Origin of the sequence: Pelagibius sp. (genome assembly GCF_965227505.1) — a bacterium.
Taxonomy (GTDB): domain Bacteria; phylum Pseudomonadota; class Alphaproteobacteria; order Kiloniellales; family Kiloniellaceae; genus Pelagibius.
In genome coordinates, this window is sequence record NZ_OZ245757.1 from 1,911,547 (window position 1) to 1,928,955 (window position 17,409).

General features: G+C 66.6%; 18 protein-coding genes. 9 read left to right on the plus strand and 9 right to left on the minus strand.

Annotation, left to right across the window (positions count from 1 at the left end; genetic code table 11):
- Window positions 1–2,136, plus strand: a complete 2,136-nt coding sequence (gene ligA / locus ACO06P_RS08965; protein ID WP_420349772.1) for an NAD-dependent DNA ligase LigA — start codon at window positions 1–3, stop codon at window positions 2,134–2,136.
- A 29-nt stretch (window positions 2,137–2,165) separates the two neighbouring features.
- On the opposite strand, the gene ACO06P_RS08970 is transcribed toward ligA, so the two are convergent.
- Entirely contained in the window at window positions 2,166–3,095 is a 930-nt protein-coding gene (locus tag ACO06P_RS08970; RefSeq protein WP_420349773.1) for a DMT family transporter, read from the minus strand.
- Window positions 3,096–3,208: 113 nt separating this feature from the next.
- Between ACO06P_RS08970 and ACO06P_RS08975 the strand changes: the two genes are divergently transcribed.
- Window positions 3,209–3,892: a helix-turn-helix transcriptional regulator gene (locus ACO06P_RS08975; protein ID WP_420349774.1), complete on the plus strand. Its 684-nt coding sequence runs from the start codon at window positions 3,209–3,211 to the stop codon at window positions 3,890–3,892.
- A gap of 114 nt (window positions 3,893–4,006) precedes the next feature.
- On the opposite strand, the gene ACO06P_RS08980 is transcribed toward ACO06P_RS08975, so the two are convergent.
- Window positions 4,007–4,759, minus strand: coding sequence for an SDR family oxidoreductase (locus ACO06P_RS08980; protein WP_420349775.1), 753 nt, complete (start codon window positions 4,757–4,759; stop codon window positions 4,007–4,009).
- 11 nt (window positions 4,760–4,770) lie between these two features.
- On the minus strand, window positions 4,771–5,418 hold the full coding sequence (locus ACO06P_RS08985) for an NADPH-dependent F420 reductase (RefSeq protein WP_420349776.1): 648 nt from the start codon (window positions 5,416–5,418) through the stop codon (window positions 4,771–4,773).
- 162 nt (window positions 5,419–5,580) lie between these two features.
- On the opposite strand from ACO06P_RS08985, the gene ACO06P_RS08990 reads away from it, so the two are divergent.
- The 4 genes from ACO06P_RS08990 to ACO06P_RS09005 all read left to right on the plus strand — a co-directional run bounded on the left by ACO06P_RS08990 (window position 5,581) and on the right by ACO06P_RS09005 (window position 7,847).
- Complete coding sequence (locus tag ACO06P_RS08990) at window positions 5,581–6,498, plus strand: LysR family transcriptional regulator (protein ID WP_420349777.1); 918 nt, start codon at window positions 5,581–5,583, stop codon at window positions 6,496–6,498.
- Between the two features lie 176 nt (window positions 6,499–6,674).
- Window positions 6,675–7,334 (plus strand): peroxiredoxin, encoded by a 660-nt coding sequence (locus tag ACO06P_RS08995; RefSeq protein WP_420349778.1) that lies wholly within the window; start codon window positions 6,675–6,677, stop codon window positions 7,332–7,334.
- A 79-nt stretch (window positions 7,335–7,413) separates the two neighbouring features.
- Window positions 7,414–7,767 (plus strand): hypothetical protein, encoded by a 354-nt coding sequence (locus tag ACO06P_RS09000; protein ID WP_421938194.1) that lies wholly within the window; start codon window positions 7,414–7,416, stop codon window positions 7,765–7,767.
- The gene (locus tag ACO06P_RS09005; RefSeq protein WP_421938195.1) at window positions 7,707–7,847 is read left to right on the plus strand and encodes a hypothetical protein; all 141 of its coding nucleotides are present in this window, start codon (window positions 7,707–7,709) and stop codon (window positions 7,845–7,847) included. Before ACO06P_RS09000 ends, ACO06P_RS09005 begins: the two co-directional genes overlap by 61 nt.
- 62 nt (window positions 7,848–7,909) lie before the next feature.
- On the opposite strand, the gene ACO06P_RS09010 is transcribed toward ACO06P_RS09005, so the two are convergent.
- On the minus strand, window positions 7,910–8,668 hold the full coding sequence (locus ACO06P_RS09010) for an SDR family NAD(P)-dependent oxidoreductase (RefSeq protein WP_420349780.1): 759 nt from the start codon (window positions 8,666–8,668) through the stop codon (window positions 7,910–7,912).
- Between the two features lie 172 nt (window positions 8,669–8,840).
- Between ACO06P_RS09010 and ACO06P_RS09015 the strand changes: the two genes are divergently transcribed.
- Window positions 8,841–9,740, plus strand: a complete 900-nt coding sequence (locus ACO06P_RS09015; RefSeq protein WP_420349781.1) for a complex I NDUFA9 subunit family protein — start codon at window positions 8,841–8,843, stop codon at window positions 9,738–9,740.
- On the opposite strand, the gene ACO06P_RS09020 is transcribed toward ACO06P_RS09015, so the two are convergent.
- The 3 genes from ACO06P_RS09020 to ACO06P_RS09030 form a co-directional block, all read right to left on the minus strand.
- Window positions 9,720–10,286 carry a cytochrome b gene (locus ACO06P_RS09020; protein ID WP_421938196.1) on the minus strand — a complete coding sequence of 189 codons (567 nt, stop codon included), beginning with the start codon at window positions 10,284–10,286 and terminating at the stop codon, window positions 9,720–9,722. The two genes, ACO06P_RS09015 and ACO06P_RS09020, sit on opposite strands and share 21 nt — an antisense overlap.
- A 38-nt stretch (window positions 10,287–10,324) precedes the next feature.
- Window positions 10,325–10,930: a cytochrome P460 family protein gene (locus ACO06P_RS09025; protein WP_420349782.1), complete on the minus strand. Its 606-nt coding sequence runs from the start codon at window positions 10,928–10,930 to the stop codon at window positions 10,325–10,327.
- A gap of 155 nt (window positions 10,931–11,085) precedes the next feature.
- Window positions 11,086–11,937: a LysR family transcriptional regulator gene (locus tag ACO06P_RS09030; protein WP_420349783.1), complete on the minus strand. Its 852-nt coding sequence runs from the start codon at window positions 11,935–11,937 to the stop codon at window positions 11,086–11,088.
- A gap of 102 nt (window positions 11,938–12,039) precedes the next feature.
- On the opposite strand from ACO06P_RS09030, the gene ACO06P_RS09035 reads away from it, so the two are divergent.
- Together ACO06P_RS09035 and ACO06P_RS09040 are read left to right on the plus strand one after the other, a co-directional pair.
- Complete coding sequence (locus ACO06P_RS09035; RefSeq protein ID WP_420349784.1) at window positions 12,040–13,398, plus strand: hypothetical protein; 1,359 nt, start codon at window positions 12,040–12,042, stop codon at window positions 13,396–13,398.
- A 53-nt stretch (window positions 13,399–13,451) separates the two neighbouring features.
- On the plus strand, window positions 13,452–14,303 hold the full coding sequence (locus ACO06P_RS09040) for a hypothetical protein (RefSeq protein WP_420349785.1): 852 nt from the start codon (window positions 13,452–13,454) through the stop codon (window positions 14,301–14,303).
- A gap of 81 nt (window positions 14,304–14,384) precedes the next feature.
- Here the strand turns inward: ACO06P_RS09040 and ACO06P_RS09045 are convergent, their stop codons facing one another.
- Together ACO06P_RS09045 and ACO06P_RS09050 are read right to left on the minus strand one after the other, a co-directional pair.
- Window positions 14,385–16,616: a molybdopterin cofactor-binding domain-containing protein gene (locus ACO06P_RS09045; RefSeq protein ID WP_420349786.1), complete on the minus strand. Its 2,232-nt coding sequence runs from the start codon at window positions 16,614–16,616 to the stop codon at window positions 14,385–14,387.
- Window positions 16,617–16,620: 4 nt separating this feature from the next.
- On the minus strand, window positions 16,621–17,079 hold the full coding sequence (locus ACO06P_RS09050; protein ID WP_420349787.1) for a (2Fe-2S)-binding protein: 459 nt from the start codon (window positions 17,077–17,079) through the stop codon (window positions 16,621–16,623).
- Between the last annotated feature and the right edge of the window lie 330 nt (window positions 17,080–17,409).

Here is a 17,409-nt window from a genome sequence, read left to right on the forward strand (position 1 = left end):
ATGCCGCCGTCCAAATCCAGAACCGCCACTGCGGAGAAAGAGGTCGAGAAGCTGACCGCCGCCGAGGCCGGGGCCGAACTGGCGCGCCTCACCGCGCTGATCGCCCAGCACGACAGGCTCTACCACGAGCAGGATGCGCCGATGATCAGCGATGCAGCCTACGACGCGCTGCGCCGGCGCAACGAGGCCATCGAGGCGCGCTTTCCCGAGCTGCAGCGCGCCGACAGCCCCAGCCTGAAGGTCGGTGCGGCCCCGGCGGCGGGCTTCGGCAAGGTGCAGCACACGGTGCCCATGCTGTCCCTCGGCAATGCCTTCGCAGAGGAAGACGTGGCCGAGTTCCTCGCCCGCATCGCCCGCTTCCTCGGCCTCGACGCGGAGGAAGCGGTCGAGGTGATGGCGGAACCGAAGATCGACGGCCTGTCCTGCGCGCTGCGCTACGAGGACGGCAAGCTGGTTCAGGGCGCCACCCGCGGCGACGGCACGACGGGCGAAGAGATCACCGCCAATGTGCGCACCATCGCCGACCTGCCCCAGACCCTGAAGGGCAAGGGTTGGCCCGAGGTGCTGGAGGTGCGCGGCGAGGTCTACATGTCACGCCACGACTTCGCGGCGCTGAACGAACGCCAGGAGGCGGCCGGCGCCAAGGTCTTCGCCAACCCGCGCAATGCCGCCGCCGGCTCGCTGCGCCAGCTCGACCCCAAGATCACGGCGTCACGCCCCCTGCACTTCTTCGGCTATGCCTGGGGCGAGATCTCCGCGCCGCTGGGCGCCACAATGGCCGAGGCGCGGGACCGTCTGGCAGACTGGGGTTTCACCCTGAACGAGCCGGCGGCGCTCTGCAGCGGCCTCGACGACCTGCTGGCCTACTACCAGCGCATCATGTCGGAGCGCGCCGAGCTGCCCTTCGAGATCGACGGCGTGGTCTACAAGGTCAACCGCCTGGACCTGCAACAGCGCCTCGGCTTCGTCAGCCGTGCGCCGCGCTGGGCCGTCGCCCACAAGTTCCCGGCAGAGCAGGCGGAGACGCGCCTCAACGCCATCACCATCCAGGTCGGGCGCACCGGCGCCCTCACCCCCGTCGCCAATCTGGAGCCGATCAGCGTCGGCGGCGTGGTGGTGGCCCGCGCCACCCTGCACAACGAGGACGAGATCGCCCGCAAGGACATCCGCGAAGGCGACCACGTGATCATCCAGCGCGCCGGCGACGTGATTCCCCAGGTGGTCGAGGTGGTGAAGGCCAAGCGGCCAAAGGGCAGCAAGCCCTTCGTCTTTCCGACCACCTGCCCCTGCCCACTGGCGACCCCGGTGGTGCGGCCCGAGGGCGAGGCCGTGGCGCGCTGCAGCGGCGGCCTGGAGTGCCCGTATCAGCAAGTACGGCGGCTGATGCACTTCGTCAGCCGCGACGCCTTCGACATCGAAGGCCTGGGCGTGGAGAACATCCAGGAGTTCTGGGACGCCGGCCTGATCAAGGCCCCTGCCGACATCTTCCGTCTCAGGGACCACCGCGAGGCGATCCTGGAGCGCGAGCGCTGGGCCGAGCAGTCCGTCGCCAACCTGCTGCAGGCCATCGAGGACAGGCGCCGCATCGGCCTCGACCGCTTCATCTACGCCCTCGGCATCCGCCAGGTGGGCCAGTCGACCGGCAAGCTCCTGGCCCGCAGCTATGGCGAGCTGGCCGCCTGGCAGGCCGCCATGATCCAGGCCGCCACGGAGCGCGCCGCCGCGCCGGAGGCCAAGAAGCCGGCCGAGGTCGGCGAGGCCTATGCCGAGCTCTGCGACATAGAGGGCATTGGCATGAACATGGCCGACGACATCGGCGCCTTCTTCCGCGATCCGCAGCACAAGGCAATGGTCGACGACCTGGCAGCGGAGCTGGAGGTCGAAGCCGTGGCCGCGGCCACGACCGACTCACCCGTCGCCGGCAAGACCGTGGTCTTCACCGGCACCCTGGTCACCATGACCCGCAGCGAGGCCAAGGCCAAGGCCGAGTCCCTCGGCGCCAAGGTCGCCGGCTCGGTCTCCAAGAAGACCGACTACGTGGTGGTCGGCGCCGACGCCGGTTCCAAGGCCAAGAAGGCCGAACAGCTCGGCGTGGAGATGCTCAGCGAAGAGGAATGGCAGACGCTGATCGGGTGAGCGCGGTCTGGCGGAAGCGAAGGCGGCACCTAGAGGTGGTCGGCCGGTGAGCGCAGCCACTTGGTCTTCCGGACTGAAGGCGTCGGCGGTTTCCACGTCTTGCGCTCCCGCGTCGCAAGGTGTGCACCGCCGACAACCAGAGCAGCCCCGACGGCGGTCGTCGCCAGGATTGGTTCGTCCCACGCGACAAACCCGATCCCTGCGGCAAAGACAATCGCCATGTAACTCCAGGTGATGACCTTGTCACCCGGTGCAGCGGAGAACGCCTTTGCGTAAAAGAACTGTCCGACAATCGTGAAGGCCGCCACGCAGATAATCTGCATCGATTGCAGGATACCGGGCCATTGCCATGTCCAGGGGAGCGGAAGGGCTGACAGCAGCAACGCAAAGAGTGAGAAGTAGAACATCTGCCTGTCTGCAGGCTCGGTCGCCGACAGCGACCAGATAACCAGCGCAGCAGCCGCTCCGCCGAGGGCAGCAAGGACGGCTGCGGCATCCCCCAAGGACATCCCGACCTGCCCCGGCTGAATGATCAGCGTCACGCCGGCAAAACTGATCGCCACGCCGAGCCAGACGTAGCGATCCGACAGGCGGCGAAAGACCAGGAAAGCCAAAACCGGAACGAACAACGGTCCCAGAGACTGCAGGATGACCGCATTGGCGAAGGGTATCCTTGCCAAGGCATAGAAATAGGTCACCAAAGCCGCATAGGTAAACACCGCCCTCAGAAAATGTTGAGGAAGCCTCCTGGTTCCGAGCCCGCCGTTCGGCCGTCTGAACAAGACTGCCCCGCACATCAGAATGAACATCCCCAGGTTCGTCCAGAACACCAGGACAAGGACGTTCAAGTCGCTGGCCGCAAACCTTGCGGATGTAGCCCCTAGTGAGAACAAAAGCGCCGCGAGGATCATGTAGACCGTCCCGCGCGCGATGTCGTTTCCGGTTCCTGGCGTTTTCATCGACTGCCTCTTTGATGCCGCGCTTACCGGGCGGCGCCATCAATAGCGAATCACTCCTGCCATCTGTGTGTCAGGAGTGATGTGCCAGAATGCTGAAACTTGGAGGTGGTGGAATGCCTAAGACGACCAGGCTCTTTGACGTGATCCAGTTGCTCCGCGCCGCCGACGGTCCGGTCCAGGCGCGCGACATTGCCCGTACGCTCGAGGTGTCGGTGAGGACCGTCTACCGGGACATCGCCAGCCTGCAGGCCATGCAAACACCCATCCTGGGGGAGCCCGGTGTGGGGTATGTCATGCGCAAGGGCTACGACCTGCCGCCCATCAATTTCGATGCGGATGAGGCCGAGGCGATTTCCGTTGGCCTCAGTCTCATCGCGCGCACGGGCGATCCCGGTCTGTGGCAGGCGGCTGGCCGGGCAGCGCGAAAACTGCATGAAGCCGCACCCGCGACGCGCAGACTGCTGACATCATCCTGGGGTGTCGGGAACGTCCTGAGCGTCGATCCGTCCGCGCTCCGCCAGGCAATCCGAAGCGAAACGAAGCTGGATGTGGTCTATCGCGATGCGGAAGAGCGGGAGACCAAACGCATCATCTGGCCGCTGGCATTGATCTACTATGTCGACAACGCCTTGATGGTCGCCTGGTGTGAGCTGCGCCAAGGACTGCGTCACTTCAGGCTGGACCGCATCATCCGTTGCAGCGTCTTGGACAATGATTTCGCAGGCCTTGGAGACGCATTGATTGCTGGATGGGAGAAAGACGAGAAGCAGAAGACGGTGTGGACAACGGACTTCTAGGCTTACCAAAGAAACCGTTGATGAGACTCAACAGGTTGGCGGTTGCTCGACCGAAAAACCCGTGTGCGGCGTCGAACTGCGGCCCGCAAGCGAAACGCGGATCACCAGAGACCCTCAGCGCGTCGCGTACTGGCGGACCATGTGGCCGCCGTCGACGTCGAGCACGGCGCCGGTCGTGAAGCTGTTTGTCATGAGGAACAGGACCGCCTCGGCGACTTCATCCGTTTCGCCGACGCGGGCGAGCGGCAGGGATTCGCCGGTCGCTTCGTACATGCGCTCGCGCGTCTCGGCGGGCATCGCGGCATAGGCCTCCGAGCGCACCATGCCCGGCGAAACGCAGTTGACGCGGATTGCGGGGCCGAGCTCCAGCGCCAGCGCCCGCGTGAGGCCTTCGACGGCGCCATTGACCGCACCGAGGCCGGCGCAGTTGAGGCCGGGACGGCGGCTGAGGACGCCGGAGAAGAAGGTGATGGAGCCCCCGTCGCCGATCTGCGGCAGGGCGGCCCGCGCGGTCTGGTAGGGCCCGAAGAACTTGGCAGCGAACATGCCGGTGAGCGCCGCCATCTCCATCTCGGCAAAGGGGCCGTGGGCGGCACTGGAGGCGGAGATCACCAGGTGGTCGAGAGCCCCCACGGCGCCGGCCCAGGCGGCAACGCCCTGCGCATCGGTCATGTCGAGCGGCACGGCGGCGGTCCCGCCGCCGATAGCCTGCGCGACCTCCGCCAGCCTGTCGCGATTGCGGCTCGACAGGGTCACCCGTGCGCCCTGCGCCGCGGCGGCCTGCGCCGTGGCGCGGCCGATGCCGCTGCCCCCGCCGACCACCACCACGTGCTTCCCGGACAGGTCCATCACGCCCAGAGCCGTCATCTCCCTCCCCCCTAGCGCACCGGCTTCACTTCCGGCTGGATGAAGTTGAAGATCGTCTGCGGGTCGCGGCCGGCAAGGAGAAACTTGATGACGATGGCCGCTGCGGCTTCCAATTGGTAGGCGTGGGCGTTGCCGCCGAGCTTCAGGGGCTCGGCGCCGACATCGCGGATCAGTTCCGCGATGGCCTCTGTCGCCCGTTCAGTCTCGGCGGTGAAGAAAGTCACCATGCGCCGCCCGTCGTAGGTCATGTCAGGGTTCGCCCAGACGGCGGCCTGGGCCATGTTGAAGGCCTTGCCGATTTCGGCGCTAGGCAGAACCGCTTCCAGCGCCTGGGTCAGCGAGCGTCCGTCCTCGCGCGTGGTCACAAAGGTCTCGGTGCTGACCGGGTTGTTGATGTCGATCACCACCTTGCCGGCGAAGACCGCATCGCCGCCGGCCTGCGCCACGGCATCCAGCGCATCGTCCCAGCGGGTGGCCAGCACCACCACGTCGCCGAACTCGGCCGCCTGGCGCGCGTTGCCCGCCTGGGCACCGTAGTCGGCGGCGACCAGCGCCGCCTTCCCCAGGTCCCTGGCGCTGAACAGCAGGTCGTGCTTGCCCTGCCACTTGCCGGCCAGGGCGCGGGCCATGCTGCCGCTGCCGATGAATCCGATCTTCATAATCACGGTCCTCTTCGTATCTGCCCCCTGGCCGCTGCGGATCAGCGGTCAATCACTGCGGAAATGCGGTGCCAGGGGATCATTCTGCGTCTCAGGAATTGCCATCTGGCCACCCCAACTCCATAATTCAAATCGATGCAAATGATCTGAGCTATCATTTCAATGGATTTAAAAACGCTCGATCTCAACCTGCTGCGATCCCTCGATGCGCTGCTCGACGAACGGAGCGTGACCGCCGCGGCGCGGCGCGTCGGGGTCAGTCAGCCGGCGATGTCTGCCCAGCTCGCGCGCCTGCGGGCGCTGTTCGGCGATCCGCTGCTGGTCGCCTCGGGCCGCAGGATGGTGCCGAGCCTGCGCGCCGAGGCGCTCCGCGATCCGCTGCGTCGGCTTCTGCAGGACCTCGCGGGGCTGGTCCGCGCCCAGGCGGTCTTCGCGCCGGCGGCGGCGGACAATACCTTCCGGCTCGGCGGCACCGATCATGTGCACGCCATGCTGTCGGGCGGACTGGTCAGCCACCTGCGCCGCCTGGCGCCCGGAATCCGTCTGGCGATGATGCCCTTTCACAGCGACCGGGCCTGGCAGGACCTGGAGTCCGGCCGCCTGGATGCAAGCATCGTCACCAGCTTCGTCACCCTCAACGACGCCAAGGCGCGCCCGCTGCTGCAGGAGCGCTTTGTCTTCGCGCAACGCAAGGGCCATCCGCGCGGCGCGACCCCGCCGAACCTGGACGCCTTCTGCGCGCTGGACCACCTGCTCATTTCGCCGGAGGGCGGTGGCTTCGTCGGCGCCGTCGATCAGGCGCTGGAAAGACTCGGACGGGCCCGCCGGGTCCAGGTGTCCCTGCCCAGCTTCCTGCTGGCCGCACCCGTGATCGAGACCTCCGATCTTGTCTGCGTGTTCCCGGAGCGGCTCGCCATGACCTGCGGCGCCAACCTCGACATCTTTCCCCTGCCGTTCGAGGTGGACGGCTTCGGCCTGCAGATGGTCTGGCATCCGCGCTCCCACAACGACCCGGCCCAGGTGTGGTTCAGGACCGTCGTCGTGGACTACGTGCGCCAGACGCCGGGTCTCGCCGGCTGACCTCAAACGTCCCTCGCGCCGCTGTGAGGCGCAATGTCGCAGGGCGTTCCGGTGACTTTGTCACCGACCGCCCGCCGGCGGCGCTCTAGACAGACGCGAGAGCGTCAGAGGCCGCCCGTCCTGCGGCGCGGAAACACTCTGCGCAGCATCAATCACTGACGAAGGAGCATTCCGAAGTGTCCAAGGACGACTCACAACCGCAACCCGCGATGCCGCAACTCAATGCGCCGGCGCCGGCCTTCGAGGTCAGGACCACGGCCGGCCGCCGATCACTCTCAGATTACCGCGGACGCTGGCTGGTGCTGTTCTCGCACCCGGCAGACTTCACCCCGGTCTGCACGACCGAGTTCATCGCCTTTGCCAGGGCATATGACGAGTTTCAGGCCCTGAACTGCGATCTGCTGGGGCTCTCGATTGACAGCAGGTTCGCGCATCTTGCCTGGCTGCGAAGCATCAAGGAGAACTTCGGCGTCGAGATCCCCTTCCCCATCATCGAAGACCTCTCGATGACGGTGGCGCAGGCCTACGGCATGATCCAGCCGGGCGCCAGCGATACCTCGGCCGTGCGCGCGACCTTTCTCATCGACCCCGAAGGCATGCTGCGCGCCATGGTCTACTACCCTATGAGCAATGGCCGTTCGGTGCCGGAACTCCTGCGGTTGCTCGAAGCGATGCAGACCAGCGATGTCCACGGCGTCGCCACCCCGGAAGGCTGGCAGCCCGGTGACAAGGTGATCGTTCCGCCGCCGCAAACCGCCGAAGAGGCTGAGGCACGCCGGCAAGACGGCTACGAGTACACCGACTGGTACTTCTGCAAAAAGGAAATCGCGGCCTAAGGCCCGGAGCCCGGAGCCCGGAGCCCGGAGCCTGGGCGAACACCAGTCCGCTTTTCACGATCAACAAGGAGAAAACCTCATGCGACTGATCGCTGTTGCGGTTGTCATGATACTTGCGAACGCGCTGGGCCTCGGCCCGGCTTTGGCTAGTGACGACAAGGAAACCCTCTTCGTCGTCGTCACCTCCCCGGAACCCCAGACCCAGGGCATGGCCATGGTGCTGTCGACCCAGGCGGTCCGTCAGGGGGCTGCGGTGGAGATGCTGCTCTGCGGCCCCGGCGGCGACCTGGCCGTGAAGGACGCGCCGCAGACGGTTCTGAAGCCGCGCGGCGCGACACCGCAGGGCATGCTGATGCAGCTGATCGAGATGGGGTGCAGCCCCAGGTCTGCGCGCTCTACCTGCCCAACAGCGGCAAGACCGCCGCCGACCTGATCGCCGGTGTCGGCGTCGCCAAGCCGCCGGCCATCGCCGCAGGCCTGCTGAAGGACGATACGCGGCTGTTCACCTTCTAGGCCCGGCTGGCTAGGCCCGGCTGGCTAGGCCCGGTTGGCTAGGCCCGGCTGGCTGGGCCCGCCTAGATCGAACCGGCTTCGACCATGTAGTTGTTGGCGGAACACATTGCGGCGTCGTCGGAGGCGAGGAAAACCACCATGCGCGCGACGTAGACCGGCTCGATCAGGTCGGGCAGGCATTGACGCTGCAGGTGCTTCTCGATGGCCTCCGGCGTCACCCAGAGTTCCTTCTGGCGTTCGGTCATGATCCAGCCGGGCACCACGGTGTTCACCCGGATCCGGTGGTCGCCCAGATCGCGGGCCATGGTGCGGGTCAGGCCGTGCACGGCGGCTTTCGCGGTGGCATAGGCGGGGAAGCCGCCCCCCGCCTCCCACCAGGAATTGGAACCCATGTTGATGATGGCGCCACCGCCGGCCTCGATCATGTCCGGGGCCGCCGCCTGGATGGCGAAGAACATGTGGCGCAGGTTGGTGGCGATGCGGTCGTCGAAGTAGTCCGCCGTCGTCTCGCGCCAGTCGTGGCGGTCGTCGCGCGCGGCGTTGTTCACCAGCACTTCGGCCGGGCCCAACGTCTCGCGCAGTCCGGCAAAGGCGGCACGCAGCGCGTCGATATCGCGCAGGTCACAGATTTCGAAGGCGACCGCACCGCCGAGCTTGTCGGCCAAGGCCGCACTCGCCGCCTCATCCAGATCGACGAAACCGACCTTCGATCCCTGAGCGGCGAAGGCGGTCACGATTTCGGCGCCGATCCCTGATGCGCCGCCGGTAACAAAAACGGTTTTGCCGGCAAGGCTGGGGTAGGTCGCAAAGAGGGCGGGCATGGTTTTCTCCTGTCGGTCCTGGAGGCGGAAGAGTAAGGAAGCGCGGCACTGGGAAGGACCAGACGATACAACGCCCAGCGCTGGGCGCAAGCAACCAGCCATGACGCGCAGCAGCGAGCGCTTTGCGCCGGCGACCGTGGTCCCTACACTCGGTCCCGGAGGCTGAAACGCCATGACATCGCAACCGCGCCCCAAGCAGGTCACGGTCTTCGGCGGGACGGGCTTTCTCGGCCGCGAGATCGTTCGTCACCTGGTCGCAGAGTCCTTTTCCGTACGCGCTGCGGCCCGTCGCCCCGACCGCGTCGCAATTGAGGGGTCACAGGGCGTTTATGCGGACCTGCGGGACGAGACCTCGGTCGCCGCTGCGCTGAAGGGCACCGATGCGGCGGTCAATGCCGTCGGCCTCTATGTGGAAAAGGGTGCGGAGACCTTCGAAGCGGTGCATGAACTGGGCGCCCTGAACCTGGCCCATCAGTGCGCCGCGCAGGGAATCACCCGCCTGGTGCACATCTCCGGTATCGGCGCCGATCTGCACTCCCAATCAGCCTACGTTCGATCGCGCGGCAAGGGCGAACTCCTGGTCCGCGACATCTTTCCCCAGGCGACGATCCTGCGTCCCTCTGCGCTGTTCGGTCCCGGCGACGGCTTCGTCACTGCGCTGGCAGGGATTATCAGGCGCAGTCCGGTGATCCCGCTTTTCGGAAGCGGCGCGACCCGGCTGCAGCCGGTCTTCGTCGGCGACGTCGCAGCAGCGGTTGGCGCCGCCTTGCAGCATCCGGCGGCGCCCGGCGCCCTCTACGAACTGGGCGGGCCGCGAACCTACAGCTACCGCGCGCTCCTCGAACTGGTGGCCGCGCGGATCGACCGCAAGCCCCGTCTGCTGCCCCTGCCCTTTGCCGTCTGGCAGCGCCTCGCGACGCTGGCAGCGATCCTTCCGCATCCGCCGATTACGACAGCGCAGGTCACTCTGATGCAGCAGGACAACGTGGTTGCGAACGATGCACTGACCCTCGGCGACCTGGGCGTTGAAGCAACGGCGCTCGAAGCGGTGTTACCCTCCTATACGATCTGAAGTCGTAAGGCCGGGATCATCCAGGCTGCGGTTTCGTCGCATTAGAAACATGGGCGGAAACATGCGCCGGAGCACCGCTTGGCCGAACAGCCGCCTGTGCAGCAGCGCGGCGGCGATGTGCCCGGTCAGCAGAACGCCGAGGATCACGGCGGCTGCCGCGTGCAGATCGCGCGCCGCCGTGGCCAGAACCGGATCGAAGGGCAGCGGCGGAAGCGCAAATAGGCCGAAGAGCACGATCTCATAGCCCAGCGCAGCCAGCTTCACGTAGCCGCTCAGCGGCAGCGCCAGCAGCAGCAGGTAGAGAGCCGCATGCACAACCTGTGCAGCGCGGCGAGCCCCGGTCTGCATGTCATCCGGCAGCGCGGGAACATCCAGGGACAGGCGACAGAAGAGCCGCAGGACCGTGAGTGCAAGGACCACTGCGCCGAGGGAAAGATGCGCCTGCACCGCCGCTTCGGCGAGCACGGGATTGCCTTCGTAGACCAGGGCGTTGACCCCCGCCAGCGCGACCTGCGCCAGGACAAGCAGCGCCGTTGCCAGATGCACCGCCCGCAGGACGCGGGGGTAGCGGTCTGCCGCAGACTTCAGGGCTCTGCTCCCTTTTCATAGACTCCGGTGTCGCAGGGGCTGCGCCCGCCGCGGTCGCAGGCAAAGTCGGAGGCGGCTCCACCCGCGGCAAAAGCTCTGAGGCTCGGCAGCGTGTAGACCAGGTCCGTCGCCGCCGCACCGGCGTGACAGGAGAGGCAGGACGCCTGCGCCCGGGTTGCCAGGTTCGGATCCGACGTCGAAGCCGAAAACGAGCCATAGGCCCAGCGCCCCGCAACCTTCTCCATATGGAAAACCGTCGAGACCCGGCCGGGGCGATAGTGTGTTTCCATCAGAATGCGCGCGCCCTCCGGCGGTACGCCCTCCGCCGCCACAGCCGCCAGAGTCTCGGGTTGCGTCAGCATGCGGCGGTAGCTGCCGTCGCTGCGCCGGACCGTCGCATAGGCAATGAGGTCCAGGCCGTAGCGGTCGACGATATCGCGGTCGGGCCCCAGATCCACCGAGTTGATTAGGGCCGCTGGGTTGCCCAACCCCACTGAATCACCCAGCCCCTCCGAATCACCGAGCCCCGGAAGCGGGATCAGCCAGGCCAACGCAAACAGTGCCGCCGGGACCGCTGCGGTCAAAGCGAGGCGTTGGGTCATGGCACGGATTCCTGGGCGAGGTGAAAAGCCTGTGCAGCACCGCGCCGCGCTGGCCGGCCGCTGGACCTGATATCGGTTCGGCCCGCCGCCGGTCCAATTTCGGATTCGATAACTTTGATAACCTGCGCTTATCGAAAACGCGGCGGCCCGAACGCTCAGTCGGCCTCAACCAGGCCGACGGCGTTGATGAGCGACCGGATGACCGGGCGCCGATCCAGAGACCGCCAGGCCAGGCTGGTTTCCAAATCCCCCTGCCTCGCTTTCCCGCGCGCCGGATTGACGCCGACCGAGGACGCATGGGGGAAGTCGACCGGTGCTACGAAGGCACCATAGCCGGCTTGAGACAGGACGGCAGCACCGAGCATCGTATCCGCTTCGGCGGGGCCATGGCCGTGTCCGTCGTCAACCGCCTGTTGACGCCCCAAGGCCGCCATCAGCACCGGCGCTTCGGAGCGAGGGTAGCGGATGAGCGCATCGCCGACGCTGTCATCGCCGGCATTGAAGCGTGCGAGCGCAACCGTCGTCAGCATCTTCTCGGAGAGATCGGCGGCATGCAGGGGAGGATGCAGGAACGCCGCATCGATCCGCCGCTGTTCCAGCATCGCTTCCAGGGATGCGGTCGTTCCCTCCACAAGCCTGATCCGCGCCATGGGATTCTCCCTGCGAAAAGCACTCAGGCATTGCGGCACCACCTGGTAGGCGGCGATCTGGGTCATGCCGATGCGCAGGGTCTGGCCATAGCCCTGCTGGACGCCCAGGGCTGCCTCCGCCGCCTCCTCGGCGGCATCGAGAACCCGCTGCGCCCCCTCCGCGAAGACCAGACCGGCTGCCGTCGGTTCGACACCGGCGCGCCCGCGTTCGAAGAGACGCACCTGAAGCTCCGCCTCCAGCCGGCGCAAGCGTGCGGTGAGGGCCGGCTGCGTCACGCCCAGGCGCTCGGCAGCGCGGCCGAAGTGACGGGCGTCCAACAGCGCAATCACACAGCGGTAGTCCTGAAGGGCGGCCATTTTTCGATAACTCATGCTTATCAAAACTATCGTTTCTTAGCCTTCAAGATCGCAAAAGGCAAACCAGATTGGCGAGGGTCTCAACCCAACGAGGGGACCACCATGCCTTTCAAAACCTCCCTGCCCAAAGCCCCCCTGGCCAAGGCGCCCCTGGCCAAGGCGCCCCTGTTCATGGCCATCTCGGCACTTCTTGCACAGCCCGCCTTTGCCGAGGCGCCCCCCGACTTCCAGGGTCGCTACATTGCCGCCATCTCCGATGCCGACATGCGCGCCTATGCCTACATCGATGGAGAACTCGGCACCCCGCGCGGTAACGATCAGCTTGCGATCGTCTCCCTGCCCCTGACCGGCACAACCCCGACCGGGGTCGCCGAGGTCTCCAACTCGGTCATCAACCCGGTGTTCAGCATCGCCGCCTCTCCGGACGGCAATACCGTCTTCGTCGCGGAAACCCGCAAGCCGAGGGCTGAGGGCGATCGCACGATCCAGGATCTCGAGTCCGGCACGACGCTGCGGGCCATCGACGTCAGCAACCCGGCACAGCCCCGGATAACCGATTCCATCGAGGTCGGCATCCGCCCACAGGGCGTTTCGGTCAGCCCGGACGGCAGCACGCTGGTCCTCGCCACCAAGGCGCCGGAGGCGCCCTTGGTGTTCGTGAGCTATGGCGAAGGCGGCTTCGGAAGAGTAACGGCATCCACCCTGAAGGGCTTCACCGCCATGCCGGAACTGCCGGACCAGGGCATGCTGCCTCATCATGCCGAGTGGCACCCCACCGAAGACATCGTCGCCGTGATGTTGGCCTTTCGCTCGCAGCTTCAGTTCTATCGGGTCGAACGGCGCGATGATGGTTCGGTCGCCGGCATCGAGCCCTGGGGCAACCGCGTGATGACCTCGAAATGGCCGATGTCCGGCAAGTTCTCCCGGGACGGACGGTACTTCGTGACCAACGATCTGCATTGGGGCGCGGACGTGCGTGGCATTTATCTGAACGCGCCGCCGTCCCGCCTGACGGTGACCGAACTGGCGCCCCTGGATGCGGAAGCGCCCCGGCACTTCATTGTCGGCGGCGTCAGCCTGCCGCGCCATGCGGAGAGCTTCGCCTTCTCCAACGATGGAACGATGATCGCGACGCTGAACATCGGGCAGACCTGGCTGGAGGACAGCGATCCCCGCTACAGCCGCTCGTCCCTTTCCCTGGTCAGCTTCGATGCGGCCAACGGGCTGGTCGGCCATACGGGCACCTGGGAGTTCGACGGAATCCTGCCCGAGGGAATCGCCTTCGATGCCTCCGACAGCTACGTCGTTGCCGGCATCTTCGAGTACGAGGGCCCGGAGCCACGGCGCAGTGCGCTGGAGTTCTGGCGCGTCGACCGCTCGGCGGCGCTTCCGCAACTACAGGACACCGGCTTTGCCGTCGAAACCGGACCGGGCGCGCATTCGCTGATCGTCGTGAACTGACACGCATCCGTCTTCGAACCTACTCTCCCCTTGTTTCTCCAAAGGACATCACCATGCTGAGAACCCTCGGCTGCGCAGCCGCGCTCCTGACCATCGCGCAGTCGGCCCTGGCCGACGATCTGAAGCCGCTCTCCAACAGCTTCGACTCGCCGGCGGAGCTCGCCGGCTGGTCTGAACACGAGCCGGAGGGTTTCTCCCCGAAATGGGAGGACCCGCGCATCGAGGAGGGAAGGCTGGTGCTGCGCCCGAAGTCTTCCGGCTGGTTCGAGGACAACCAGGCCGGCCATCTCTACAAGCCGGTCAGCGGCGACTTCATTGCCACCACACGCATCGAGGTACGCGGCACCGAGGCGGACCTGCCGCAGACGTCGTTCTCCCTCGCCGGCCTCTTCATCCGCGCGCCGCGGGCGGTCAGCGCCGCCGGCTGGGTGCCCGGCCAGGAGAACTGGTTGTTCTTCTCCGTCGGGACCGCTGCCCCGGCGGGCGAGCCGCATTACGAGATCAAGTCCACCACCAACTCCCTCTCGACCCTGAAGATCCTGCCCTCAGGGACCGGGCCGGTGGACCTGCGCATCGCCCGTCACGGGGAACTCTTCACGCTTCTGGTTCGCGAAAGCGGCACCGACTGGCGCGTGATCGACCAGATGATCCGCCCGGATCTGCCGCAGGTGCTGAACGTCGGCCTGACCGCCTACGCCGACTACGACTCCGTCGCCCCCACCTATCCCAACTACCAGCTCTACAACACCCAGGGCGCGCCCACGCAGAACGCCGACTTGATCGCTTACGTTGACAGCTTCACGCTGCGCCGCCCGGCAACGGGCCGCCTGCCAATCGCCAATATCGACGCCCCCGCCTTTCTGGATGTCATCGCGGAACGCCGGGCAGACCTGTTGTCAGACTGAAGCGGCAGCCCTCTCTACAAAAACTTGAGCCCTCCCCGGCAGCGCGCCGGGGAGGGCTCGAGCACCTTCCAGGCCTTTCCGTCAGGCGCCGGAGAGGCCGTGCAGGGACATCGGCAGCTGACGGATGCGCTGTCCGGTCGCCGCATAGACCGCGTTGGCGACCGCCGGGCCGATCGGCGGCGTGCCCGGCTCGCCCACACCGGTGGGCGCCTCCGCCGAAGGTACGATGTGCACCTCGACCTCCGGCATCTCGTCGATGCGCAGCGGCAGGTAGTCGTGGAAGTTCGACTGCTCCACCCGGCCGCCGTCCAGGGTCACGGTCTCGTGGAGGATCGCGCTCAGGCCGTAGCCGATGCCGCCCTCCATCTGCGCCTTGACCTGGTCCGGGTTGACCGCCACGCCGCAATCGACCGCGCAGACAACCTTTTCGACCTTGATCTGGCCGTCATCACGCACCGAGACCTCGGCGACCTCCGCGACGTAGGAGTTGAAGGATTCGTGCACTGCGACGCCGCGCGCACGCCCGGCCGGAAGCGGACCGCCCCAGCCGGCCTTCTCGGCCGCCAGCTTCAGCACCCCCATATGGCGCGGGTGATCGGCCAGCATCTCCATGCGGTACTCGACCGGATCGCGTCCGGCGGCTTCGGCCAGTTCGTCGATAAAGGCCTCGGTCGAATAGGCGGTGTGAGTGCTGCCGACGGCCCGCCACCAGAGCACCGGAACGTTCACGTCGGTGGTGTGCAGGTCGACGGCCAGGTTGGAGACGGCATAGGGCAGGTTGTCCGCCCCCTCGACCGAACTCCTGTCGATGCCGTTCTGGATAAAACCTTCGGCAAAGGGCGTGTTGCGCAGGATTGACTGCCCGATGATGCGGTGATGCCATGCAACGATTTTGCCGTTCTCATCCAGACCGGCGCGCAACCGGTGGAAGTACATGGGCCGATAGCTGCCGCCCTGGATATCGTCTTCGCGGGTCCAGATGACCTTGACCGGCGCGCGCCCGTCGATGGCCTTGGCGACACTCACCGCTTCGGAGACCATGTCGGCATGGCCCGTCGCGCGGCGTCCGAAGCTGCCACCGGCCAGCAGGGTGTGAAGGCGCACCTGTTCCGGCTGCAATCCGGCCACGGCCGCCGCCGCCCCGTGGTCGATGGTCGGAAGCTGCGATCCTGTCCAGACGTCGCAGGACTCAGGCTTGAGGTCGACAAGGCAGTCGAGCGGCTCCATCGGCGCATGGGCAAGGAAGGGAAACTCGAAGTCCGCTTCCAGGACCTGGGCCGCCGAAGCCAGCGCGTCGTCCACCGCACCGTCATTGCGCACCGTCGCGCCCGGCTGATCGGCAAGCTGCCGGTACCCGGCCATGATCTCGGCAGACCCCCGGGTCTCCCCGGTACTCTCGTCCCACTCGATGGTGAGGGCGTCGCGGCCCTGCGAGGCCGCCCAGAAGCCCTGTCCGACCACGGCGACACCCCGCGGTACGGCGACCACGTCGGTGACGCCCGGCACGGCACGCGCCGCGGTGTCGTCGAAGGACTTCAGGGTCGCACCGAAAACCGGCGGGCGGGCGATCACCGCGGTCAACATGCCCGGCAGGGTCTTGTCCATGGTGTAGATCGCCTCGCCGCGCGACTTGGCACGGGTATCCAGGCGCGGTGCGTGCTTGCCGATCAGCGTGAAATCCGCCGGGTCCTTCAGCGTCACCTCGGCGGGCGGTTCCATCGTCGCCGCCCGCTCGGCCAGCTCGCCGAAGCTTGCGCTCTGGCCCGAGCCGGCATGCGACACCACGCCCTTGGCCACCGTGATCTCCTCAGGCGACACGCCCCAGGCCCCGGCAGCGGCCATCACCAGCATGGCGCGCGCACCGGCGCCGGCCTGGCGCATCTGCATGAAGGAATTGGCGATACTGGAGCTGCCGCCGGTGCCCTGCACCGGACCCCAGTGAAGATTGTTGTAGAGCGTTGCGTCGGCGGGGGCGTGTTCGGCCCGCATCTGCGACCAGTCGGCATCCAATTCCTCGGCAACCAGCGTCGAGAGGCCGGTGTAGGTGCCCTGGCCGAACTCGATGTGCTTGATCGCCACCGTGACGGTGTTGTCCGGCGCGATACGCACGAAGGCATTGGGGTCCACCGGAGCGGAAGCCGCCGGCGCCGCGGCGCGGGCGATCTTGCCGCCGCCGGGCAGCAGGGTGACGCCGATGACGAGACCGGCCCCCGCAGCGGCACTGGCCTTGAGGAACTGGCGGCGACTGGGCGCCGCCTTCGCGGCTGCGTCGGCGGCCAGACTGACGGTGCTGTCTTTCAATCCTGCGAGCATGGCATCAGGCCTCCATCATCTCAGCCGCCTCGTGGATGGCGGCGCGGATCCGGACATAGGTGGCGCAGCGGCAGACATTGCCGCTCATCGCCGCGTCGATGTCCTCGTCGGTCGGCTTCTGGTTTTCGCTCAACAGCGCGATGGCCGACATCACCTGGCCGGACTGGCAGTAACCGCACTGCACGACGTCGAGCTTCTCCCATGCCGCCTGCACGGCTTGCGCCGCCTTGCCGGCGACCGCTTCGATTGTCGTGATCTCGCTGCCTTCGGCATCGGCCACGGCGGTCGAGCACGAGCGGATCGGAAAGCCGTCCATGTGCACCGTGCAGGCACCGCACATCGCAATGCCGCAGCCGAACTTCGTGCCGGTCAGGCCCAACTCGTCACGGATTACCCAAAGCAAGGGGGTTTCGGGAGCGACATCAAGCTGACGCTCCTCGCCATTGATCAGCAGTCTCACCATTCCTGCACTCCAGATCTTGAAGATGGGTCGGCGCCGCCCAAAGCGCCTGACGTGCCGGTGCCTGTTTCGGTGTTCTGCCGGCGCGAGAGAAAACCGGGGATCGGTAGACTTAACGGTTTACTAAATAAGGGGGATTGCCTGCGCGGCAAGGGTGACGGGCGCGAAAGATTCCCGGCACTGGCTACGAAACCCGCCGAAACATATTTGCCGGCACAGGGCTGATCCCAATGGTCAACCTATGCGCTGGCAGGAGCCGGTCTTCTGGATTTCCAGCGACGGTCGAAGCGATTCGGAAAAAGAAAACCCCGCCAGAAGGCGGGGCGTGAGTTA

Excerpts from the sequence above, each read along its gene's own strand:
- ACO06P_RS08980 (WP_420349775.1), bottom strand. The coding sequence starts at position 4,759 with ATGACGGCTCTGGGCGTGATGGACCTGTCCGGGAAGCACGTGGTGGTG.
- ACO06P_RS09040 (WP_420349785.1), top strand. The coding sequence starts at position 13,452 with ATGCTGAGAACCCTCGGCTGCGCAGCCGCGCTCCTGACCATCGCGCAG.
- ACO06P_RS09000 (WP_421938194.1), top strand. The coding sequence starts at position 7,414 with ATGCGACTGATCGCTGTTGCGGTTGTCATGATACTTGCGAACGCGCTG.
- ACO06P_RS09030 (WP_420349783.1), bottom strand. The coding sequence starts at position 11,937 with ATGGCCGCCCTTCAGGACTACCGCTGTGTGATTGCGCTGTTGGACGCC.
- ACO06P_RS09010 (WP_420349780.1), bottom strand. The coding sequence starts at position 8,668 with ATGCCCGCCCTCTTTGCGACCTACCCCAGCCTTGCCGGCAAAACCGTT.
- ACO06P_RS09045 (WP_420349786.1), bottom strand. The coding sequence starts at position 16,616 with ATGCTCGCAGGATTGAAAGACAGCACCGTCAGTCTGGCCGCCGACGCA.
- ACO06P_RS09050 (WP_420349787.1), bottom strand. The coding sequence starts at position 17,079 with ATGGTGAGACTGCTGATCAATGGCGAGGAGCGTCAGCTTGATGTCGCT.
- ligA (WP_420349772.1), top strand. The coding sequence starts at position 1 with ATGCCGCCGTCCAAATCCAGAACCGCCACTGCGGAGAAAGAGGTCGAG.
- ACO06P_RS08990 (WP_420349777.1), top strand. The coding sequence starts at position 5,581 with ATGGATTTAAAAACGCTCGATCTCAACCTGCTGCGATCCCTCGATGCG.
- ACO06P_RS09025 (WP_420349782.1), bottom strand. The coding sequence starts at position 10,930 with ATGACCCAACGCCTCGCTTTGACCGCAGCGGTCCCGGCGGCACTGTTT.
- ACO06P_RS08985 (WP_420349776.1), bottom strand. The coding sequence starts at position 5,418 with ATGAAGATCGGATTCATCGGCAGCGGCAGCATGGCCCGCGCCCTGGCC.
- ACO06P_RS08970 (WP_420349773.1), bottom strand. The coding sequence starts at position 3,095 with ATGAAAACGCCAGGAACCGGAAACGACATCGCGCGCGGGACGGTCTAC.
- ACO06P_RS09035 (WP_420349784.1), top strand. The coding sequence starts at position 12,040 with ATGCCTTTCAAAACCTCCCTGCCCAAAGCCCCCCTGGCCAAGGCGCCC.
- ACO06P_RS08975 (WP_420349774.1), top strand. The coding sequence starts at position 3,209 with ATGCCTAAGACGACCAGGCTCTTTGACGTGATCCAGTTGCTCCGCGCC.
- ACO06P_RS09015 (WP_420349781.1), top strand. The coding sequence starts at position 8,841 with ATGACATCGCAACCGCGCCCCAAGCAGGTCACGGTCTTCGGCGGGACG.